The sequence below is a fragment of the Polyangium spumosum genome, from assembly GCF_009649845.1.
Classification (GTDB): Bacteria; Myxococcota_A; Polyangia; order Polyangiales; family Polyangiaceae; genus Polyangium; species Polyangium spumosum.
Genome location: NZ_WJIE01000005.1, coordinates 699,241 through 719,823 on the forward strand (window position 1 = coordinate 699,241; position 20,583 = coordinate 719,823).

18 protein-coding genes are annotated in these 20,583 nt (G+C 70.2%); 11 read left to right on the plus strand and 7 right to left on the minus strand.

Annotation, left to right across the window (positions count from 1 at the left end):
• The first annotated feature begins 23 nt into the window (after positions 1-23).
• A complete protein-coding gene (locus tag GF068_RS20280; protein WP_153821049.1) occupies positions 24-929 on the plus strand; it encodes a polyprenyl synthetase family protein in 906 nt (301 codons plus the stop codon).
• On the opposite strand, the gene GF068_RS20285 is transcribed toward GF068_RS20280, so the two are convergent.
• Together GF068_RS20285 and GF068_RS47085 are read right to left on the minus strand one after the other, a co-directional pair.
• Complete coding sequence (locus GF068_RS20285) at positions 930-2,534, minus strand: sensor histidine kinase (protein WP_153821050.1); 1,605 nt, start codon at positions 2,532-2,534, stop codon at positions 930-932. It lies immediately after the preceding gene.
• A 30-nt stretch (positions 2,535-2,564) separates the two neighbouring features.
• Positions 2,565-3,899, minus strand: coding sequence for a GAF domain-containing protein (locus GF068_RS47085; protein WP_338046482.1), 1,335 nt, complete (start codon positions 3,897-3,899; stop codon positions 2,565-2,567).
• Positions 3,900-4,096: 197 nt separating this feature from the next.
• On the opposite strand from GF068_RS47085, the gene GF068_RS20295 reads away from it, so the two are divergent.
• Complete coding sequence (locus GF068_RS20295; protein WP_206079504.1) at positions 4,097-6,292, plus strand: hypothetical protein; 2,196 nt, start codon at positions 4,097-4,099, stop codon at positions 6,290-6,292.
• Positions 6,289-7,164 carry a formylglycine-generating enzyme family protein gene (locus GF068_RS20300; RefSeq protein WP_170319586.1) on the plus strand — a complete coding sequence of 292 codons (876 nt, stop codon included), beginning with the start codon at positions 6,289-6,291 and terminating at the stop codon, positions 7,162-7,164. The genes GF068_RS20295 and GF068_RS20300 overlap by 4 nt, the downstream gene beginning before the upstream one ends.
• On the opposite strand, the gene GF068_RS20305 is transcribed toward GF068_RS20300, so the two are convergent.
• Positions 7,161-8,006: a hypothetical protein gene (locus GF068_RS20305; RefSeq protein WP_153821052.1), complete on the minus strand. Its 846-nt coding sequence runs from the start codon at positions 8,004-8,006 to the stop codon at positions 7,161-7,163. The genes GF068_RS20300 and GF068_RS20305 overlap by 4 nt on opposite strands.
• Entirely contained in the window at positions 7,994-9,244 is a 1,251-nt protein-coding gene (locus GF068_RS20310) for an AAA family ATPase (protein ID WP_170319587.1), read from the minus strand. Before GF068_RS20310 ends, GF068_RS20305 begins: the two co-directional genes overlap by 13 nt.
• A gap of 648 nt (positions 9,245-9,892) precedes the next feature.
• Between GF068_RS20310 and GF068_RS20315 the strand changes: the two genes are divergently transcribed.
• The 4 genes from GF068_RS20315 to GF068_RS20330 all read left to right on the plus strand — a co-directional run bounded on the left by GF068_RS20315 (position 9,893) and on the right by GF068_RS20330 (position 14,799).
• Positions 9,893-12,007 carry a hypothetical protein gene (locus GF068_RS20315; protein WP_153821054.1) on the plus strand — a complete coding sequence of 705 codons (2,115 nt, stop codon included), beginning with the start codon at positions 9,893-9,895 and terminating at the stop codon, positions 12,005-12,007.
• Positions 12,008-12,132: 125 nt separating this feature from the next.
• Positions 12,133-12,486: an HU family DNA-binding protein gene (locus tag GF068_RS20320; RefSeq protein WP_153821055.1), complete on the plus strand. Its 354-nt coding sequence runs from the start codon at positions 12,133-12,135 to the stop codon at positions 12,484-12,486.
• Between the two features lie 56 nt (positions 12,487-12,542).
• Positions 12,543-13,772, plus strand: coding sequence for a tyrosine--tRNA ligase (tyrS, locus tag GF068_RS20325; RefSeq protein WP_153821056.1), 1,230 nt, complete (start codon positions 12,543-12,545; stop codon positions 13,770-13,772).
• A 43-nt stretch (positions 13,773-13,815) separates the two neighbouring features.
• The gene (locus GF068_RS20330; protein ID WP_338046483.1) at positions 13,816-14,799 is read left to right on the plus strand and encodes a hypothetical protein; all 984 of its coding nucleotides are present in this window, start codon (positions 13,816-13,818) and stop codon (positions 14,797-14,799) included.
• A 4-nt stretch (positions 14,800-14,803) separates the two neighbouring features.
• On the opposite strand, the gene GF068_RS20335 is transcribed toward GF068_RS20330, so the two are convergent.
• Positions 14,804-15,010, minus strand: a complete 207-nt coding sequence (locus GF068_RS20335) for a hypothetical protein (RefSeq protein ID WP_153821058.1) — start codon at positions 15,008-15,010, stop codon at positions 14,804-14,806.
• A 76-nt stretch (positions 15,011-15,086) separates the two neighbouring features.
• On the opposite strand from GF068_RS20335, the gene GF068_RS20340 reads away from it, so the two are divergent.
• Positions 15,087-15,416 (plus strand): PilZ domain-containing protein, encoded by a 330-nt coding sequence (locus GF068_RS20340; RefSeq protein ID WP_153821059.1) that lies wholly within the window; start codon positions 15,087-15,089, stop codon positions 15,414-15,416.
• On the opposite strand, the gene GF068_RS20345 is transcribed toward GF068_RS20340, so the two are convergent.
• A complete protein-coding gene (locus GF068_RS20345) occupies positions 15,361-16,902 on the minus strand; it encodes an FG-GAP repeat protein (RefSeq protein WP_153821060.1) in 1,542 nt (513 codons plus the stop codon). The genes GF068_RS20340 and GF068_RS20345 overlap by 56 nt on opposite strands.
• Positions 16,903-17,063: 161 nt before the next feature.
• The gene (locus GF068_RS20350; protein WP_240807059.1) at positions 17,064-17,669 is read right to left on the minus strand and encodes a 5-formyltetrahydrofolate cyclo-ligase; all 606 of its coding nucleotides are present in this window, start codon (positions 17,667-17,669) and stop codon (positions 17,064-17,066) included.
• A gap of 94 nt (positions 17,670-17,763) precedes the next feature.
• Here GF068_RS20350 and GF068_RS45225 point away from each other — a divergent pair, with 94 nt between their 5' ends.
• Genes GF068_RS45225 through GF068_RS20365 form a run of 3 tightly spaced genes read left to right on the plus strand, consistent with a single transcriptional unit; the run spans position 17,764 to position 20,578 of the window.
• The gene (locus GF068_RS45225; protein WP_153821061.1) at positions 17,764-18,465 is read left to right on the plus strand and encodes a glycosyltransferase family 2 protein; all 702 of its coding nucleotides are present in this window, start codon (positions 17,764-17,766) and stop codon (positions 18,463-18,465) included.
• Positions 18,462-19,928, plus strand: coding sequence for a C45 family autoproteolytic acyltransferase/hydrolase (locus tag GF068_RS20360; protein ID WP_338046484.1), 1,467 nt, complete (start codon positions 18,462-18,464; stop codon positions 19,926-19,928). Before GF068_RS45225 ends, GF068_RS20360 begins: the two co-directional genes overlap by 4 nt.
• A complete protein-coding gene (locus tag GF068_RS20365) occupies positions 19,928-20,578 on the plus strand; it encodes a LolA family protein (RefSeq protein WP_153821063.1) in 651 nt (216 codons plus the stop codon). The genes GF068_RS20360 and GF068_RS20365 overlap by 1 nt, the downstream gene beginning before the upstream one ends.
• Positions 20,579-20,583: the final 5 nt, after the last annotated feature.

Consider the following 20,583-nt stretch of genomic DNA (forward strand, 5'->3'; position numbering starts at 1 on the left):
CAACCGTGGACGATACCTCCCGCATGGACGTCTCCAGTCGCGTCGAACGCGCCCTGCGCGCTGCCCTCGATCCCATGTGCGCCCCCGGCGCACCGCCCCGCCTCGCGGCCGCCGTCTATCACTCGGTCTTTCCGGCCGGCGCTCGCATTCGCCCGCAGCTCTGCCTACGCGTCGCGATGGCCTGCGGAGAGGACGTGCCCGGCCTCGCCGACGGGGTCGCCGCGGCCGTCGAGCTGATGCATTGCGCGTCGCTCGTGCACGACGACCTGCCCTGCTTCGACGCCGCCCTGACCCGGCGCGGGCAACCTTCGACACACCGTGCGTTCGGAGAGCCACTCGCGGTGCTCGCCGGCGACCAGCTCATCACGCTCGCCTTCGAGGTCCTGGCGCGCTCCTCGGCCTCGGCCCCGATGCGGCTCGGCAAGCTCGTCACCACGGTCGGCCGAGGCGTGGGCATGCCCTACGGGATCATCGCGGGCCAGGGCTGGGAGAGCGAGGCGAACATCCCCGCGACCCTCTACCGGAGGGCCAAGACCGGCGCGCTCTTCGAGGCCGCCGCGGTGGGCGGCGCCCTCGCCTCCGGCGTCGATGCGGAGGAGGCGGAGGCCTGGCGCGGGTTCGGGCAGCGGATCGGCGAGGCGTACCAGATCGCCGACGACATGCTCGACGTGCTCAGCGACGCGGCGAGCGCGGGCAAACCCGTGGGCCGCGACGCCGCGCTCGGGAGGCCAAACGCGGCGTGTGACCTCGGCCTCGGCGCCTCCACGCACCTCTTCGAACAGCTCGTCGAGGCCGCGATCCTTTCGATCCCCGATTGCCCGGGCCGCGAGGACCTCTCGCGCTGGGCCACGCAGGTCGTCGACCGCATCCGCCGCCGCGCCCACGTCGCCGTGTCGCAATCCTCGCAGGGCGAGCAGCCCGAGGTCTGATCATCCCACCGCGGCGGCCCCCGCGAGCGGCAGCCTCGCCTCGCCGCGCAGCGCCGGGACCCGCAGCACGAACACGCTGCCCATGCCGTCCTCGGTGACGGGGCTCTGCACCTCGATGCTGCCGCCGTGGCTCTCGGCGATGTGCTTGACGAGCGCGAGCCCGATGCCGCTGCCGCGGATGCGCTGCTCGCCCGCGCGGCGGCCCCGCACGAAGCGCTCGAAGATCCGCTCCTGCTCCTCGGGGTCGATGCCGGGCCCGCGATCACTCACGCGCACGACGACCGCGCCCTGCTCGGCGGCGACGTCGACGTCCACGCGGCCGCCGTCCTTCGCGTACTTGAAGGCGTTGTCGAGCAGGTTGATGATCGCGAGCTCGATCGCGCGCGCGTCGATCATGGCCTCGGGCAGCGCCTCGGCGCAGACGAGGTGCACCACGATCCCGTCGCGCTCGGCGCGGTAGCGGTAGACGTCCACGGCGCGGCCGACGACGTCCTCGACCTTGCCGCGGGCGAACTCGTACGCGGCCTTGCCCCGCTCGACCTTGGCGAAATCGAGGACGTTCTCGATCAGCGCCGTGAGCCTCTCGCTCTCGCTCACGATGATCTGCAGGTACTGCCTCCGCTTGTCCTCGGTCGCGACGCGATCGGCGAGCAGGATCTCCCCGAACATGCGGACGAGCGCGAGCGGCGTCTTCAACTCGTGCGAGACGTTCGCCACGAAGTCGCTCTTCAGCGCGGCGAGCCTGCGCTCCTTGATCGAGGCGAAGATGATGATCGTCACGCCGACGAGCACGACGATCGCCGCGAAGCCGACCATGCCGAGCTCGACCAAACGCTGGCGCTCGACCTTGTCGCCGAGGTCGTCGGCGCTCGTGAGCGCCATCTGGAGCCGCCAGTTGTAGAGCGTGGTCGGGAAGGGCCGGCCGACGGTGAACTCGCCGCCCTTGATCGGCGGTCCGAAGACGATGCGGCCCTCCTCGTCGATCACGTTCATGCGGCTGTTGCCGCGATCGAGGTCGCGGTAGAGCCGCGGGAAGACGTCGTGCACGAGGCGCGGCACGTCGTGCCAGGCGACGACGAGGTACCGTCGCCCCGCGTAGGCGCGCTGCCAGTAGCTGATCAGGATGCTCTGCTGATCGATCACCTGGTGCAGGTGCCGCAGCTCCTCCGTGTTGCCCTCGAAGTTCAGGCTGGAGAGCAGCCGGCCGTGGAGCAGCCTCCGGAACGCGTCGTCCTCGCGGCCCGGCGCGCGCGAGGCGAAGGCGAGCACGTCGCGCGCGTCGTGGCTCAGGTCGAGCACCAGGATCGCGCGCACCGTGGGCGTCTCGCGCGAGGCCGTGGGCAACCAGCGGCGCGCGATCGTCGTCAGGTTCGCGATGTCGACGTGCGCGGCGACGACGTTGTCCTGGTTGATGATGAGCTTGTCGAGGCGGTCGACGCGCTCGTCGGCGAGCGTGAGCGTCGCGTCGAAGACCGTCTGCTGGCGGGCCTTCTCGATCTGCAGCGTGGTGCGGAGCGCGATGCCGCCGAGCACGAGCACGGCGAACACGATCGAGGGGACGATCGCGAAGTAGAGCAGCCGTTCGCGCCGCCTTCGTCGCTGCATGCCGGGCCCGCGCCTCCCCTCGCGGCGCGGCTAACGCGCCGCCTTGTTCGCCGTCGCCCGGATCCGCTCGGGATCGAGCACGACGCCCTGGATGCCGAGGAACTCGGCGAGCTCCTTGCCGACGTAGGTGAGCGCGTTGCCCTCGACCATCCCGTAACGACCGCCGCCGGTGGGGTTGACGATCTCGATGAGCCCGAGCGTCTTGCCGCCGCCGATGGCGGGCGCGACGGCGATGCTCTTCGGGTCGACGCCGAAGGCCTTCCAGCGCGCGTCGACGGCGCGTGGATCACGCTGCGCGTCGCTGATGACGAGGGCCTTCTTGCTGGCGATGGCGGCCTGCGCGAGGCCCGTCCGATCCGGCATACGCGCGAGCAGCCTGTCATGCTTGCCGCCCTTCTGCCGCACGAGGACGAGCTCGCGCTTCTCGGGATCGTGGAGCCACACGAGGATGAGCTCGCTCGGGAGCTGCTCGGCGAGGATCGAGACCACGAAGTCCGCGCCTTCGAGCGCGTCGCTCAGGAAGTGCAGATCGGTCGAGGCGCCTTCGAGCTCCTTCATGAGCTCGTCGGCCGAGCGAACCCGCGCCTTGGGCGGCGGCGAGGATTTCGTCTTGGCCGTCGGGGGCACGGAGGGCGCCTTGAGCGCGGGGTTCGAGCCGGCCGGCGCGCGCGGCGGCGGCGTCGAAGGTGAACGGGCGGGCGGCGTCGAGGCGGCGCGTGGCGCGGGCGCGGGCGCGGGCTTGCTCGGCTGCTGCGGCGGCTGGATCTCCGGGTCGCCGCGCCAGTCCTTCCACTGCAACGTCACGAGCGGCGCGCGCTTGGGCTTGCCTTCGAAGGCGTGATCGAAGACCGCGAGGTTCACGAGCCTGCCCTCGACGCCGTCGAGCGCCTTCTTCACGGCCTCGAACCGCTCCTGCGCGACGCGCCTCGCCGCGTCGACCGACGTCCCCTCGGGCACGACGTACACGTACTCGCGGTACGTCAGCGGCGACTCCTCCGTCGCGTTCACCTCGCGGCTCGTGAGCACGCGCAGGGCCGCGGCGGCGGGCGCGGGCGTCACGCGGGGCGGGGCGGCGACGCGCGGGGGCGCGGCGGCGGCGGCGCGGGCCTTCGGCGCCTCGGCGGCGGCCTTCCCGCCGGCCGAGAGCGCGGCGTCGTCCGGCGCTTTGCGCACCACGTACCGGAGCTTCTTCACCGGGTCGACGGCCTTGTACCCGTCGTCGAGAAGCTCGATCGAGAAGCTGCCGAGCGACCCATCGTCGCCGCGGAGCGCGCGCGCCTTCTGGAGCGCGGGCTGCCACTGCGGTGCCTCCACGGTGAGCTTCACCGGAGGTTCGGCGGAGGCCCCGGCCGACGAGATTTCCACGAACCAGCGCATCGGTCGTCCATTCGGCGTCGGCGCCTTCCGCGACGCTCGAACGCGGTTCTTTTCTACAGGTGTGTCCCGGGCTGGTCAACGCGCGCGCCCCTGGAATTCCCGGCGAGCTGGTCTTTGCCGGCCCCGTGCGTCGCGGCGAGGTCTCGCGTGGGCCGGGGCGGGGAATCGTGTAAGAAGAGTCCCCCGTGGCCGCCACACTGGACAAAGACGAAGCTCCACCTTCCTCTGGGGCCCGGAGACACGAAGGCGCGGAGGGTCCTCGGCTCTGGGGCCGGATCCTCGAGAACTGGCCTGCGATCGACGGCGTGCTCTACCCCGTCTTCGCCTCGGCCACGGTCCTCTACGCGGCCACCGTGTTCTACGGGTACATGCACGTGCAGACGCGCGGCGGCTGGTCGGCGCCGCTCGACGACGTCTTCATCCACTTCGACTACGCGCGCGCCGCGGCCCGGGGCTTTCCCTTCCAGTGGTCCGAGGGCAACGGCTTCTCGAGCGGCAACACGAGCCTGCTCTACCCGTTCACGCTCTCGCTCGGCTACCTGCTCGGCTTCCGCAGCCTCGACCTCATGGCGTGGGCGGCCTTCGTCGCTTGTGTCTCCACCACGTTTTTCCTCGTCGCCGCCGGACGCTTGACCGAGCCGCTCGGGCGCGCCGCGAAGTACCTCTTGCCTCCGGCCGTGCTCTCGCTCGGCGCCCTCGACTGGTCGCTCTTCAGCGGCATGGAGAACGCCTTCCACCTCGGCGTCTGGGCGCTCGTGCTCCTGCCCGTGCTCTCGATCGCCAGGGCCCCCGACGACCCGAGCGCCGTGCGCCGCAGCGGCCTCCTCGCGGGCCTCGCGGGCGCGCTCCTCTACGCGACGCGGCCCGAGTCGGTCGTTTGTATCGCAACGTTCGCCCTCTACGCCGCGCTCGCCGTGCGTCGGCACCTCGGGCTCCGCGCTGCGCTCGCGACGCTCCTCCGCGTGGGCGTGCCGGGCGCGATCGCGGCGGCGGCGCAGGCCGTGGCGAACCGCGTCTTCACCGGCGAATGGGCGGCGGCGGGCGCGATCGTCAAGCTCGTCGTCAACCACCCCTACATGAACGGGGAGCAGAAGCTCGACGAGTACCTCTCGCACCTGAAGTACGCCGTCCTGCGCAACACCCAGCACCACTTCGCCGACTGGATCCCTGGCCAGAACCTCCCCTGGGGCTGGCTCGTCCCGCTCGTCGCGTTGATCCCCTTCTTCTCCCGCAAGACCCGCGCGATCGCCGCGCTCCTCTGGGCCCAGGTCGCGGGCTGGCTCGTGCTCGTCGCGCTGAACGGCCAGGTCCGCTGGCAGAACGAGCGCTACACGATGAGCGCCGTCGCGTGGCTGCTCGTGCTCGCCGCGATGGGCCTCGGCTTGCTCGTCATGCCGGCGATCGAGGCGACGCGGCGCGCGCGTGGCCTCTTCGTGCTTCGTGTCCTCGTCGCGTGTGGCGTCGTCGTCGTCTACGGCTTGAACCAGGCGCCGAACATGCGCGACCAGATCTGGTTCTTCGGCCGCGCGAGCCGCAACATCCGCGACCAGCACGTCGTCGCTGGCAAGGTCCTCGCCGAGCGCCGGGCGAAGCGCGTGCTCGTCGGCGACGCGGGCGCGTTGATCTACGCCTCGGACTTGCCTGGCATCGACCTCATCGGCCTCGGCGGCTACCACGACCTGCCCTTCGCGCGTGCCGGCGTGAACGGCCTCGGCGCGCAGATCGAGCTGCTCGAGCGCATCCCGCCCCAGGACAGACCCGACTACATGGCCCTCTACCCGACGTGGTGGGGCGACCTCCCTGCCCTCTTCGGCCGCCGCCTCGTCGGCGTGCCCGTCGTCGGCAACGTGATCTGCGGCGGCGCGGAGAAGGTCATCTACAGGGCCGACTGGAGCGCGCTCGACCGGAGCGGCTGGCCGCGGACGCGGCGTGACGGCGAGCGGATCGTCGACGAGCTCGACGTGGCGGACCTCGTCAGCGAGAAGGCGCACGGCTACAACTTCCCGCGCCCGGGCATGGGTTACGTGGTGCACCGCGTCCTGCCCGAGCCCGGCCAGAAGGTGCGCGAGCTCTTCGACGCCGGCCGCATCGTCCCGCATGGCCAGGCCGAGCTCGCGAAGCTCGCCGCGCCGAAGCGAGGAGGCCGCCTCGTCGTGCGTACGGTCGCGGGCCGACAGATCGCGGCCGAGGTCCGGGCCGACGGCCGCCTGCTCGGCAAGCTCGAAGCGCGCCCCGGTCCCACCTGGACCGAGCCGAGCATCGAGCTACCGGCGGACCTCCCGCCGCATTTCCAGCTCTCGATCACGCCGGTCGAGGGTGAATGGATCACCTACCACGTATGGGTGCTCGAGAGCGACGGCGGGCCGTCGGCGGGGCGATGATGCGATTGTCGACGAGGCTCTTGCTCGGGTCCTCCTTTGTGGTCGGCCTGATGGGCTGCGGCCGAACGGACGCGGAGAATGCGCGCCGGGCTGCGGTGACGCCGCGGGGCGCGCGATTGGTCTCGATTCCTGGGGCGACGTTTTCGTTCCGCGAGACCATGTCGCTGGGGCGGACGCCGGTCACGGTGAAGCCGTTCCAGATCGAAGCGACGGAGGTGACGGTCTCGGCCTACGCGGCGTGTGTCGGCGCGCGTGCGTGCGCGGCGCCCGTGCCGTTCGAGCCGACGTGCAACTGGGGCAAGGCTGGGCGGGGGGATCACCCGATCAACTGCGTGAGCCCGGAGGAAGCGGAGGCGTATTGCCAGTGGAATGGTGGTCGCCGTCTGCCGACGATTTACGAGGCGTACTGGGCGGCGCTCGGCGATGCACGGATGAGCGAAGCGGAGCGGATGGGGGAGCGGCACCGGACGTATCCGTGGGGCCGTGACGAGCCGGAGAAGGTCGAGCATTGCTGGCAACGGGGAGCGTTTGGCGGGACGAAGGGCGGCGCGGTCGGGCCGATCACGAGCGTCGCGCCGCCGGTGCCGGCGGATCTGGGCACGTGCCCGGTGGCGAGTTACACGGGGGAGCGAAGCCCGTTCGGGCTCTACGATACGGCGGGGAACGTGGCGGAGTTCGTGTTCGATCCGAAGCCGCGGACGTGTATCGACAGGACCGGCGAACATCCGTGCCCGCGGGGAGAGATGTTCCGCGTGACGGGAGGGTCGTGGCACGACCAGGGGATGATGGGGGATCAGTCGCCGGCGAATAACCACCCGGTCGCGCAGAGCCGGCACCCTTGGTATGGGTTTCGGTGTGTGGTGGGGGGCTAGCTCGATGGATCCTGGGACGCTCTGCGGGCCAGGTCCCGCAGCGCGAGGATCGCGGGTCGGAGCATGAGCCGGCACGTCTCTGCGGCCTTGTCGGGTCGGATCCGGCGGAGCATATCCGGGCCGTTTTCGCGTTTGCTGTAGGTGTACGTCCGCCGATCGGCCGCTTCACCCTTCTCCATCGCCAGCCTCTCGAGCACCTTCTGTATCTCCGTGCTGAGCTTCCGCGTGCAGCTCCCCTTCTGCGGATCGAAAGGCCCTCCGAACGCCTCCACGCGAACCCACGGACGCTCGCCGAGCAGTTCTTGCTCCAGCGCCCTGCAGAAGTTCACCTGAATCGAGTCATATTCCTGCCCGAAGCCTTCTTCCCAGTCTGCGAGCAACCAGGACTCGACCTCGGGTGATGCGAGAAGCGCCACGAAGGGGAGCTCTGGCCGCGCGGTGCTTTCGCGAACCTCCTGCTCCCGCTCCTCGAGCCAACTCTTCCGATGGGCGTCGTCCCGAAATCGGCAGTCGGCATCATCGATGAGGACGATCGCGTCGAACTTGCAGTCCGCTCCGCGATAATACTTCTCCAGCCGCTCACGCATCGTCCGTTCGAGGGTGCGACCCGTGACGCCGCTCGCGCTGGGGTGCTTGAAGCTCGCTGGCGCGCTGCCAGGCTTGTGCTTGGGTCCCGGCTTCTCGCGGGCGGGAAAAGCTCGTTCCCACGCGATCTCGGGGCTGATCTTGCGCAGAAATGCGTCAATCGCGGTGAGCTCGCGGACGCCCGATTCAAGCGTCCTCGCGCCGAGCTCGGTCTGCCCGCCCGTGCAGAAATAACCGATACGGATCACGCGGGCCATCCCCCCAGCTTGGGCTCACCGACGCGGTACAGATCTCCGAGCTCCCAGCCCTCCTGAAAGAACGTGTCCAGCTCTTGCGGCTCGACCCGCTGCACGCCGCGCCGAGGCCAGTTGAAGACGAAGAGCGCGACCTCACGCTCGCGAAAGGCCTCCGTGAAGACGTCGAGCAAATCCGGCGAGTGCGTGCTGATGAAAATCTGATCAGCCGACTTGCATTCGAGGAGCCAGCGCCCGAGGACGCGCAACCACGCCGGGTGCAGGTTCAGCTCCGGCTCGTCGAGGGACAGAAGGCGCATCTGGACGGGAGACGTGACGAGGTGCGCCAAGATCATGGCCTTGATCGTGCCATGTGACATTTCGCCCAGCTTGAACCTGCGCCCATCCAGGAAATCGAGGCGGAGAGAATGCTTGGTGTCGCCCACGCTCACGACCTTCACCTCGCGTAGATCGGCCATGAGCTGGGCGAGATGCCGATTGTATTCGCCGAGGCCCACCGCCTCGTCGACGTGACGGAGCACATTGGCGAGCTGCACCCCTCTCCTGTCGAGCATCGTCACGGAGATGTCCCTCGAAGAACCCTCGATGACCGCATCCGGGTAGATCTCGGCGCTGGCGTATTCGCGAAACCCTTTGAAATAGTCACGAACGTCGCGCGTCACCCGATCGAAGGTGGGATAAAAATCGGCGTAAAAATTCGGATGCCTCAGCAGCTCCTCGTGCTGCTGGAGGACCGTGTCCCTCGACGACACTTCCAGTTCGAGCGTCTTCGGGCTTCTCGCCGCGTCCTTGACGGAGAAGCTCACCCTCTCGGGGTCCTTCCGGTTCCGATCGAAGAACCAGAATGGTTTGTTGTGACCTTCGGCGGGCTCGGCATACGCCAGCCGTTCCTTGGTAATGTAGAAACCGCCGGGAAAATCCTCGGACCGAGCAACCTTGAAGCCGAGCTCGTACGTGAGTTTCTTCGCTTCAGGCGTCGATGAGAGTGTCCACGCGAGCTCGATCTCCCCGGGCGGCTGGCATTGTCGGTCGAGCAATTCCCCGCGCCCCTGCGCATCGAGCGCCGCGAGGAATGCGCTGCTGCCTTCGCGCGGGACGAGGACATCGGCCGCGAATCGGATCGTCTTGATGAACGTACTCTTGCCCGCATTGTTCGGGCCGATGAGGAGGTTCAGCCGTCCGAGCTCCAAGTCGTCCGCATCCAGATGACGGTAACGTTTCGCGCTGAACCTGTGCAGCATGAGCTGCAACATAGTCTCAACGGGCGCGACGTCACAAGCTGCGGATGTTCCAAAGGACCATTCTGTCCGGACGCTTCGCCATCTCTACGGACGATACCCACCGGCGCAAGCGCGCTCGACCGCAACGGCCGCGGCAGTCGACCGGATCCGCGAGGGAACCACGACGCCAACGCTCGCCACGCCCCGAGTTGCCTTTGGGGCCTCCCCATCTCCTGCTCCGAACGCTCCGACCTCCCTTTGGGGCCTCCCCATCTCCTGCTCCGAGCGCTCCGACCTCCCTTTGGGGCCTCCCCATGACGCACTCCGGCCCCACCGACCTCTCGTTGGGGCCTCCCCATGCCGCACTCCGGCTCCACCGACCTCCCTTTGGGGCCTCCCCATGACGCACCCCGGCACCGCCGACCTCCCTTTGGGGCCTCCCCATGACGCACTCCGGCACCGCCGACCTCTCTTTGGGACCTCCCCATGACGCACTCCGGCACCGCCGACCTCCCTTTGGGGCCTCCCCATGACGCACTCCGGCTACGCCGACCTCTCTTTGGGCTGTCAGATGTGATCCACCTCGCCCCACGAACCCCCGCACGCCCCTCCCCGTTCCGATGTACCCTCCCCCGTCCACCTCCCGCGCTTCCCCCTTGACACCCCCCCGTGCGCTTCGGCCTCCCCCGTGACCCCGCGCAGATCGCCGCCCTCCTCGCCGCGCTGATCACCCTCGCCTTCGCCCCGCGCTTCCTCCGACCCGCACCCCGCTCCCGCCTCTTCCTCCTCCTCGCCGCCCTCGCCGCTGCGGCCCTCTCCGCTGCGTACGTCGCCCTCTACCTCCGCGGCGGACCGCGCATCATCGATGCCACCAGCTACTTCCTCGAAGCGCGCCTCCTCGCCACAGGCCAGCTCGCCTTCCCCCTCGACGAGCCCGTCGCCTCCACCCTCGGCCGCTTCCTCGTGCGCGCCGATAGCCCCGACGGACCCACCGCCGCCGTCCTCTTCCCGCCCGGGTACCCCGCGCTCCTCGCCCTCGGCTTCCTCGCCCGCGCGCCCCTCGCCACGGGCCCGCTGCTCGCCGCGGCCCTCACAATCGCCACCTACGCCCTCGCCGAACGCGCCCTGCCCGAAGACACACCCCTCGCGGATCGTGTCTCCCTCGCGCGCCTCGCGACCCTCTTCTCCGTCCTCTGCGCCGCGCTCCGCTACCACACCGCCGACACCATGTCGCACGGCCTCGCCGCGCTCTGCTTCACGAGCGCGCTCGCCCTCGCGCTCGCCGCCGTGCGCGCCCTCGAAGCCCGGCGAAGCGCCCTCCTGCCCTCGCTCGGCGCAGGCTTCTTCGCAGGCTGGCTCGCCGCGACGCGCCCGCCCTCCGCGCTCGCGCTCCTGCTCGCCCTCGCCTTCCTCCTCGTCGCCACACGCGACACGACAGCACGCGCGTCACGCGCCTCGCGCCTCGCCTCCCTCGTGCTGCTCGCCGCGGGCGCCCTCCCCGGGCTCGCCCTGCTCATCGCGCATCAACACGCCGCCACCGGCGAGCTCTTCACCTCGTCGCAGCGCCTCTACTACGCCCTCTCCGACGGACCGCCCGGCTGCTTTCGGTACGGCTTCGGCGCCTCGATCGGCTGCCTCGGCGAACACGGCGACTTCGTCCGCCACAACCTTCCCGACGGCTACGGCGCCTACGCCGCCGCCGCCACCACCCTGCGCCGCCTCAAGCAACACCTCGTCGACGCCGGCAACGCCGAGCCCTTCACGTTGCTCGTCCTCCTCGGCGCCGTCCTCGCCGCGCGTATGCCGCGCGCGCGCCTCCTCCCCGTCGCGATCACCCTGCAGATCGCCGCCTACGTCCCCTTCTACTTCGACGGCAACTACCCCGGCGGCGGCGCGCGCTTCTACGCCGACGTCCTGCCGCTCGAGCACATCCTCGCCGCCCTCGCCGTCACGCACCTCGCCGCGCGCGCCAAAGACCCGCGCCACGTTTCCCTCGTCGTCGCCGCCGCCGTCGCCGCCCTCCCCCTCGGCTTCGCCTTCCGCGCCGGCTTCGATCACGCCGCGCTCCGCGATCGTGAAGGTGGCCTGCCGATGTTCGAGCCCGCCCGCCTCGCGCACCTGCCCACACGCGCGCTCGTCTTCATCGACACCGACCACGGCTTCAACCTCGCCTTCGATCCAGACACGAAGCGCGGCCACGTGATCACCCGCTACCGCGGCGACGCCCTCGATCGCTTCACCTGGGAAGCCCACGGCAAGCCGCCTGCTTACCGTTACCTCTTCCCCATCCCGCCCGACGGCGAGCCCCCGCCGCGTCCACCCGAGCTCGTCCCGTATTCGTTCGACCTCCAAGCACCTCTCGCCCTCGAAGGCGAGAACCTCTGGCCCGCGCTCGCGCAAGAAGGCGCCTTCGCCTTGCCCGCGTGGGCGACGGACGCTTGCGCCTCGGAGCGCCGCTGGCTCGCGCTCACGCCTTCCACGCAAGGCGGCGCCGTGACCCTCTCGCTCCCCGCGCCCTTCCTCGCGGGCCACCACGTCGCGCCGCGCCTCGCCCTCCTCGGCCCCACCTCCGTCACCGTCTCGCTGCACGTCGACGGCCAGACCCTCCACACGCACGAGCTCACGCCCCCCGACGCCCCGCGTTCGCCCTGCGTCACGCTCCCGGCCTTCCCCATCCCCGCGGGCGCCCGCTCCGTCGCGCTCACGCTGCGCGCGGGCCCTCTCCCCCCGGGTTCGCTCGTGGCGCTGGACCGGTTGGAGAGGCTGGAGAGCGAAAGTCATTGACGCTCGGCGTCCAGGATGCGAGGTGTGTCCTAAGTTCCTGGAATCGTGAGTCGTATCCGTCCGGACGCACATCAGGTGGGGAACGTACGGACGGGGGGCGGCATGACGGCCGCCGAGGGGTGCCCATGACGAAGAGCGAGCTCATCGACGCGATCGCGGGCCGTGGCGAGCTCACCAAGGCTCGCGCGGAGCTCGTGGTCAATTGCATCTTCGACGCGATGACCGAGGCGCTCCAGCGCGGCGAAGGTATCGAGATCCGAGGCTTCGGCAGCTTCACGGTCCGCCCGTACAAACCGTACAGCGGCAGAAATCCGCGCACGGGGCAGCCCGTCCCGGTGCCCGCCAAGCGCCTGCCCTTCTTCAAGGTCGGCAAGGAGCTGAAGGAGCTCGTCAACCAGAGCCGCGCCTTCGCCATCACCGGCGGCAAGGACGACGACGACCTCGACGACGATCTCGACGAGGACGACGAGGACGAATAGGCGCGGTGGATCGCCAGACGCTTGCGCCTTCCGCGCCGTCCGGCAAAGTCTCCGCCATGCTTTCCGCCGAGCGTCAGATGGAGGAGCTCTGCCGGGGCGTCGTGGACTTCCACGTCCGCGCCGAGCTGAAAGAGCGCCTCGAGGAAGGTCGGCCCCTGCGCATCAAGGCCGGCTTCGACCCCACGCGTCCCGACCTGCACCTCGGGCACACCGTGCTCATGCAGAAGATGCGGCAGTTCCAGGACCTCGGGCACCACATCATCTTCCTCGTCGGCGACTTCACCGCGATGGTCGGTGATCCCACGGGCAAGAGCGAGTCGCGCCCGCGCCTGACGCGCGAGGAGGTCCGCGCCGCCGCCGAGACCTACCAGGCCCAGGCCTTCAAGGTGCTCGACAAGGACAGGACCGAGGTCCGCTACAACTCCGAGTGGCTCGGCAAGCTCACGCCCTTCGAGATGGTCGAGCTCGGCGCGAAATACACCGTCGCCCGCATGCTCGAGCGCGACGACTTCTCGAAGCGCTTCGACGGCGGCGTGCCGATCCACATCCACGAGTTCCTCTACCCGCTGCTGCAAGCCTACGACTCGGTGGTGCTCGAGAACGACGTGGAGCTCGGCGGCACCGACCAGCTCTTCAACCTGCTCGTCGGCCGCGATCTCATGCCGCGTTACGGCAAGCGCGCGCAGATCGTCATGACCACGCCGATCCTCGAAGGCACGAACGCGCGCGTCGAGAACGGCAAGGTCGTCGGCGCGAAGATGTCGAAGAGCGCGAACAACTACGTGGGCGTCAGCGAGCCGCCGTTCGAGATGCTGCAGAAGCTCATGCTCGTCGACGATCAGGTGATCTGGCGATACATGGAGCTGCTCTCGTCCCGATCGAACGACGAGATCAACACGTTACGCGAGGACGTGAGCGGCGGCCGTCGCAACATCATCGAGGTGAAGGAGGTCTTCGCGAAGGAGATCGTCACGCGCTTCCACGACGCCGCCGCGGCCGACGCCGCGCTCGATCGTCGCCGCAGCGTGGCCGCCGGCAACGTGCCCGACGACGTCGAGGAGATCAACGTCGTCACCGAGGCCGAGTCGCTCTGGATCGCCAAGGCCTTGTCGCTGGCGGGCCTCGTGAAGTCGACGAACGAGGGGCTGCGGCTCGTCAAGAGCGGCGCCGTGCACCTCGACGGCGAGGTCGTGCGCGACGAGCAACAGAAGCTCGAGCGAGGCCGGAGGTATCTTGTCCGCGTCGGATCGAAGAACCGCAAGTTCGCGCACCTCGTCGTCGGCTGAAGCGCCGGATCCGCAGCGGCGCGCCCTGCTCGCCGCCACGCTCGTGGCGCTCGCCTCCGCCGCCACAGGCTGCGGCGCGCCACCACCACCCGTCACGAAGCCCGAAGGCAAGCCCGAGCCACCCCTCGCCGTCCCCTCGCTCGAGGCGCTCCTGCCCCTCGCAGGCCTGCGCTGGATCGTGCTCGCGAATCCACGCGAGATCACCTCGATCCCGTGGCTCGTCCCCTTCGTCGCCACCGTCATCCCCGAGGCCCGCTTCGACCGCTTCGCCCGCGGCACGGCCGTCGATCTGCGGCGCACGCCCGAAGCGATCATCGCCTCCTACACGACGAGCGAAGGCGACGCGCTCGTCGAGCTCGTCCGCCACGTATCCGACCCGCGTACGGTCGAGCGCGCCTTCCGCGACCGCCTCAGCGCAGGCGCCACGCGCGCCGTCGACCGTCACGACCTCGTCCGCGTCTCCGGCAAGATCGGCCGCTCGCCGCACGCCTTCGCCGCGATCGGCGCGGACGTCGCCTGCTTCCAGCAAGCGGGCTCGCTCGCGCGGGGCCCTTGCCGCATCGCCACGCTCTTCGCCCGCGGCGCCCTCGCCCGCGCGGCCCGCGCCCTCGACGAGCCGTCCCTGCGCGCGCTCGCCGAGCGCCTCGGCCCCGCGCCGGCCCGCGCCTTCGCGCTCGGGCCCTTCGAGGGGGAGCTCGCGCGTGGCGCGCGGGGCCTGCTCGCCGCGGCGACGGCGATCGGGGCGGCGGCGCGGCCGAGCGCGCGCGAGGGCATCTTGCTTTCTGTGGCGGTCGCGGGCGACTTCTCCCGCACCGGCGAAGCGGCCTCCGAGGAGCTCGCGGCCGCGTGGCGCGACCTCGCCGAGGGCTCGTTCGGCCACCTGCTCGGCCTCGACGCGCCCGTGACGGCGCCGCTCTCCACGCACGCGCCCGACGCCGTCGCGTTCATGGTCGAGCTCGACCCGCGCAAGCTCGCGAAGGGCCTCGCCGACGCGACGTCGAGCGAGATCGATCAGATCATGCGGTGAGCGGTCATCTCCGCCCCTTGAAGCCCATCATCCCCTGCACGACGGCCTCGCTCTCCTCGGCGATCGCGCCTTCCTGGGCGATGCGGTCGGCGCAGTCCTCGCACATCTTCTTTTTTTTCGTCCCGACCTTCACCGTCTTCAGCTCGTCGACCTCGTTCTCGCACTCGCGGCACGTCGCCATCGTGTCCTCCTCGCGCCGATCGTAGCCCATCGGCGCGAGCGGTCAGGCGACACGCGAAAACTTGGCCCTCGGGATCGGCTTGCCGTATCGCGGCAGATGGACCTTCATGGAACGACGGATCGGCCCTCGCGCGCTCTGCGATTATCCCCTGGTTGCGATCGTGGATGGACATCGCCATACGTGCCGCGCCGTCGACCTCTCGGTGAGCGGGCTCGTCTTCGAGGTCCCGCGGGGCCTCGTGGATCGGGAGCTCAGCCTGACGACCGCGTTCGAGCTCGACGTCGGCGCGGGCCGCCCGATTCGCCTGCGCGGCCGTCCGATCTGGTCGAAAGACCGGCTGCAGGCGATCCGGTTCGTCTCGATGAACGACGCCGACAGGCTCACCCTGGCCGAGCAGCTCGATCGGAAGAAGGTCCTCGGCGATCCTTTGCATTGAGGCGGCGCCGCCCGACGACGAAGGCCATTCCGAGCGCCATCACCGTCACGAACGTGCCCTCCGCCCCGTCGCGCTCGCCCGCGGCGCTGCACGCGCAGCCGCCGGTCATCTGGACGCCCTCGTCGCCGATGGTGGCCGGATTGGCCCCTGCCCCGGCGGGGCCGCCGCCGGCGCCGTCGAGTCCCCCGGCGCCCCCCGTGCCCGCGGCGACGAGCGCCCCGAAGGTGTACACCGAGCCCGCATTCTCGCCCTTGTCGTTATCGTCGCCCGGAGCCCCGACGAGCGCCATGTCGACGGAGAGCGCCACCGCGCTGCCGAAAAAATCGGCGTCCGCGCCGTCCGACGCGAGCAGCCTCTGCCCCACGACATACCCCTCGGACTCGCGCACGAACAGATAAGCCGTCCCCGCGCCCGAGACATCCGGGCCGCTCAGGTAGGTCCCCACGAGCGCGAGCTCACCCGCGAGCGCGGTGGCCATGCCAAACGAGCCGTATTTCTCGGGCTCGGCGGCGAGGAGCTTCTGCTGCATGGCCCAGGTCGTCTCCGCGCGGCTCCACACGTAGGCCGCGCCCGCGTCCTCGGCCCCGTCGTCGTGCCCGGAGGCCCCCACGAGCGCCGTGTCCCCCGCAATGGCCACGGAGGCACCAAAACGATCCTGCTCCCCCGCGTCCTCGGCGGCGAGCCTCTGCTCGAGCGGCCAGGCGCCCTCCGCGCGCGAGAAGACGTACGCCGCGCCGACCGAGATCCCCGCGTCCGACATCTCCCGGGGCGCGCCGATGATCGCGTCCTCGGCCGAGAGCGCGACGGAGGACCCGAAATGGCTCCCGTCCCCGCTCGCGGGCACGAGCGTCTTCTGCAGACCCCATAGCTGTCCCGACGCGTCCCGAACGAAGACATGCGCCGCGCCGGAGTCGACCCCGGCCCCGTCCTCGCGGCTCGCCCCGACGAGCGCGACGCCCCCCACGAGCGCCACCGAGGTGCCGAACGAGCCCACGAGCTCCGGCTTCGGCGATTCGAGCTTCTGCTGCTCGGTCCAGACGCCGTCCTTTCGCACGAAGACGTACGCCGCGCCCGCATATTCGGCCTGGCCGGTCTTGTTCGGCGCGCCGATGATCGCCACGTCCCCCGAGATCGCCACGGAATACCCGAATCCATCCGTCGCCGCTGCATCGGACGCGACGAGCTTCTGCTCGGGGATCCAGACGCCGTCCTTTCGCACGAAGACCTGCGCCGAACCCGCGTTTACCTCCACCTGATCGTCGCTGTGCGCCCCGACGATCGCGGTGTCGCCGTCGATCGCCGCCGCGGCGCCGAACTCCGCCTCCTTCGTCCCCTCGGGCGGCACGAGCTTCTCGCCCGCGGTCCATTCCAGCGCGAGGGCCAGGGCCGCGGTGCGCTCGGACCCGTCGGCCCCGCATCCGGCCACGGCGCCGAGCCACAAAAGCGGGACGAGCCCGCAGCAAAGCACGGATGAAATGGTGCGCATGTGTTCCCCCCGTAATCACGCGCGGGCGGTCCGCACGTGATTCTTGCCCAAAGCAAGACGCCCCAAGGTTTACACTACAAAGAGCGCGCGACCACCCGACTCGCTGGATTCGTGCAAAATCGTGGACGACCGCGTCCGGTTCCGCCGGAGACGGCCCGGCCTCACACCTCGATCACCCGTTCGTCCGTGACCACGACCGGCAGCGGCACGTCCCCCTCGGTCGCCGGCACCTCCGACAGCACCTGAAAATCGTACACCACGCCGATCGCCACCGCCGGCGGGCAGAATCGCGGCAAGGTGCGGTCGTAATACCCCGCCCCATAACCGAGCCGGTTGCCCTCCCCGTCCACGCCGAGCGCCGGCACCACCACCACGTCGACCGCGCCCACCTCCGGCTCCGACGGCAATGGCTCCTGAAACCCGAGCCCGTGCTCCTCCATCGCCGCAGGATCGGCCGGGATCCGGAACGTCATCACCTTCGTCGCCGGGTCGATCGCAGGAAATGCCACGACCACGCCCCGCGCCCGCAGGTCCGCGGCGAGCGGCCGGAGGTCCACCTCGCCCCGCTTCAGGATCGGCCAGAAGAGCGCGACCGCGCGCGCGCCCGAGAGCTCCGGCCGCGACAGGAGCCCCGCGCATATCTTCGCCGACCGCTCGGCGAGCGACTCGCGTGGGATCGAGTTCCGCAGCGCCCGCATCCGCTGCCTGAGCACGCCCTTCGCGCGGTAACGCAGCACGCGCATCGCCTCGGGATCGAAGTCTTCCATCGGCCCGAGGCTACCTCGAACGTCCACGCCGCGCACGCCCGCGTCGCGCGCGCCTCCCCTGCGCGCCCTCGCCGTGGTAACGGTTCTCGAACCGATGCGTCCTTGCGCGATCATCCCTGCTTATCAAGCCTCTCGCACCGTCGCCGAGGTCGTCCGCGCGACGCGGGCCCTCTGGCCCGAGCCCGACGCGGTCTTCGTCGTCGACGACGGCTCGACCGACGGCAGCGCCGAGCTCGCCCGCAAAGCCGGCGCCGAGGTCCTCTCCCACCCCAACAATCGTGGCAAGGGCGCCGCGCTGCGCACCGGCATGAGCCACGCCTTGCGCCGCGGCTTCGACGTCGCGGTCACGCTCGACGCCGACGCCCAGCATCCGCCGGCCGAGGCGCGCCGCATCGCCTTCTGCGACCCCGACCCGCGCGCCCTCGTCCTCGGCGTGCGCGACCTCGTCAAGGCCGGCGCCCCGCGCGCGAACCAGATGTCGAACCGCATCTCGAACTTCTTCCTCTCGCTCTTCAGCGGCCGCCCGCTCGCCGACACGCAATGCGGGCTGCGCCGGTATCCCCTCCAGACGACCCTCTCGCTCGGCGCACGCGACGACGGTTATGCGTTCGAGGCCGAGATCATCCTCCGCGCCGTCGCCGCCGGCGTCCGCATCGTCGAGGTCCCCATGGACGTCGTCTATCCGCCCGAGCACGAGCGCGTCACCCATTTCCACAGCGTGCGCGACCCGGCCCGCATCGTCTTTCGTGTCCTCGGCACCCTCGCCGAGTCGCGCATCACCCCCGCCACGCCGTGACCGAAGAAGGCCCGAAGAAGCCCGCCGAGAGGCCCCGCGCGCGCTGGAGACGGCGCCTCGTCGTGGTGTTCGTCCTCCTCGTCGTCGTCCCCACGCTCGCCCATTTCGGCGTTCTCCTCGGCACGCGCATCGAGCCCCCTGCCATCGCCGCGACGTCCGGCGACGCCGCCGAGGCGCGCCCCGGCCTGCGCGTCCTCGGCCCCGCGTATGCCCGCAAGCGCGGCGCGATCCTCGAGGTGCGCCTCGCGGGCACCCCCGAGGAGATCGGCCACCAGCATTCGCGCCTGCTCTACCCCGAAATGGTGGAGAACGAGGGCACCCTCTACGACCAGTTCCGCCATTATGTCCCCGTCCCGCCGCTCCGCTGGCTGCTCGTCGACCTGAGCCGCCTCGAGTTCCGCCACGTCGACCAGGGAATGCAGGACGAGCGCCGCCGCGAGATCGCCGCCCAGGCCCGCGCCTTCTCGCCCGACCCTTACGACGATTTCCTCTCGACCTACCATCGCTTCGTCTTTTTGCATTCCCTTTACGACATCGCCCTCTCCTTCGAGCATTCGCCCCTCATCGGCTGCACGAGCTTCGCCCTCGGCGACGGCGCCTTCGAGGACGGGCACACCGTGCTCGCCCGCAATTTCGATTTCGAGGCCGGCAGCATCTTCGACACCGGCAAGGCCGTCTTCCTCGTCCGCGAACAGGGCCGTATTCCTTATGCCTCCGTCGCCTGGCCCGGCCTCGTCGGCGCCGTCAGCGGCATGAACGCCGAGGGCCTCGCGCTCGTCGTCCACGGCGCCCGCGCGAGCGATCCGCGCCCCGTCGGCGAGCCCGTCGTCCACACGACGCGCGATCTGCTCGCCCGCGCCCGCACCACCGAAGAGGCCGTCGAGCTCCTCCGCGATCGCGCCCCCATGGTCTCGCACATGATCATGCTCACCGACGCGAAGGGCGACGTCGCCATCGTCGAGCGCGCCCCGGGCCATCCGATCCACGTCCGTCGTGGACGCGGCAAGGTCCCCCTCACGAACCACCTCGAAGGCCCGCTCGCCGGCGATCCCGCGAACCGCCGCGTCGAGGAGAAGACCTCCACCCGCCCCCGCCGCGCGCGCCTCGACGAGCTGCTCGCGAATCTCCCGCCCGGCGCGTCCGTCGAACGCGTGGTGGGCGTCTTGCGCGACAAAAAGGGCCTCGGCGACGTGGAGCTCCCGATCGGCCACCGCCGCGCGCTCGACGCGCTCATCGCCACACACGCCGTCGTCATGGACACCACGGCGCGTGTCCTCTGGGTCAGCGAAGGCCCCCACCTGCTCGGCCGCTTCGTGCGCTTCGACCTCGCCCGGCTCCTCGGATCGAGCTACGAACCCAGAGACGACGAGCCCATCGTCACCCTCCCCGAGGACCCGCTGCATCGGTCCCCGGCCTACGAGGCGTGGGAAAAAGCGGGAATGCCGCATCATGGAGAGCTCTGATGGATCGACGTGATTTCTTCCGAAATGCCCTCGCCGCCTCGGGCGCGCTCCTCCTCCCCTCGACGTTGGCCTCCGAGGCGTACGCCGACGAGGTCTCCGAGGTCCTCGCCCAGATCACGAAGGCCCGCGCGGATCTGAAGACGCTCGTCGGCCCCTTCGAGCAGGAGCGGACGATCGGCCTGCTCGCCACGGCCGTGAAGAGCGCCGGCGAGATGAGCCTGGTCCGGCCCGATCGATTGCGCTGGGAGCTCTTGCCCCCCGACGCGGTCACCTACTGGGTCGGCCCCGAGGGTTTTTCCTTCGCGACCCCGCGCGGCGCGGCGAGCGTCGGCAAGGCCGCCGCGGGCCGGTTCGCCGCGGTGCTCGGCGATCTCTTGATCCTGATGGGCGGCGACCTCCAGCAGCTCCGCGCCCGCTACGAGCTCACGGTCCCCAGCAAAAAAGACGGCATCACGCTCCGGGCCGTGCCCCGCGCCGAGGACGTGAAGAAACACGTCAAGCGCCTCGAAATGCGCCTCGGCCTCGAGCTCTGGACGATCAAGGAGGTCACGATCGAGGAGCAGAGCGGCGATCTGAGCGTCATTCGATTCGGAAAGCTCAAGCGCGACGTCGCCGTCGACCCGGCGAAGATGAAGCCCTCGAAGCGCTGAAATGT

What these genes read in the sequence shown, in the direction of transcription:
- GF068_RS20320 (WP_153821055.1), top strand. Translation starts at nt 12,133, where the DNA reads ATGACGAAGAGCGAGCTCATCGACGCGATCGCGGGCCGTGGCGAGCTC.
- GF068_RS20365 (WP_153821063.1), top strand. Translation starts at nt 19,928, where the DNA reads ATGGATCGACGTGATTTCTTCCGAAATGCCCTCGCCGCCTCGGGCGCG.
- GF068_RS20285 (WP_153821050.1), bottom strand. Translation starts at nt 2,534, where the DNA reads ATGCAGCGACGAAGGCGGCGCGAACGGCTGCTCTACTTCGCGATCGTC.
- GF068_RS20345 (WP_153821060.1), bottom strand. Translation starts at nt 16,902, where the DNA reads ATGCGCACCATTTCATCCGTGCTTTGCTGCGGGCTCGTCCCGCTTTTG.
- GF068_RS20310 (WP_170319587.1), bottom strand. Translation starts at nt 9,244, where the DNA reads ATGCTGCACAGGTTCAGCGCGAAACGTTACCGTCATCTGGATGCGGAC.
- GF068_RS20350 (WP_240807059.1), bottom strand. Translation starts at nt 17,669, where the DNA reads ATGGAAGACTTCGATCCCGAGGCGATGCGCGTGCTGCGTTACCGCGCG.
- GF068_RS20280 (WP_153821049.1), top strand. Translation starts at nt 24, where the DNA reads ATGGACGTCTCCAGTCGCGTCGAACGCGCCCTGCGCGCTGCCCTCGAT.
- GF068_RS20335 (WP_153821058.1), bottom strand. Translation starts at nt 15,010, where the DNA reads ATGGGCTACGATCGGCGCGAGGAGGACACGATGGCGACGTGCCGCGAG.
- tyrS (WP_153821056.1), top strand. Translation starts at nt 12,543, where the DNA reads ATGCTTTCCGCCGAGCGTCAGATGGAGGAGCTCTGCCGGGGCGTCGTG.
- GF068_RS20300 (WP_170319586.1), top strand. Translation starts at nt 6,289, where the DNA reads ATGATGCGATTGTCGACGAGGCTCTTGCTCGGGTCCTCCTTTGTGGTC.
- GF068_RS20340 (WP_153821059.1), top strand. Translation starts at nt 15,087, where the DNA reads ATGGAACGACGGATCGGCCCTCGCGCGCTCTGCGATTATCCCCTGGTT.
- GF068_RS45225 (WP_153821061.1), top strand. Translation starts at nt 17,764, where the DNA reads ATGCGTCCTTGCGCGATCATCCCTGCTTATCAAGCCTCTCGCACCGTC.
- GF068_RS20305 (WP_153821052.1), bottom strand. Translation starts at nt 8,006, where the DNA reads ATGGCCCGCGTGATCCGTATCGGTTATTTCTGCACGGGCGGGCAGACC.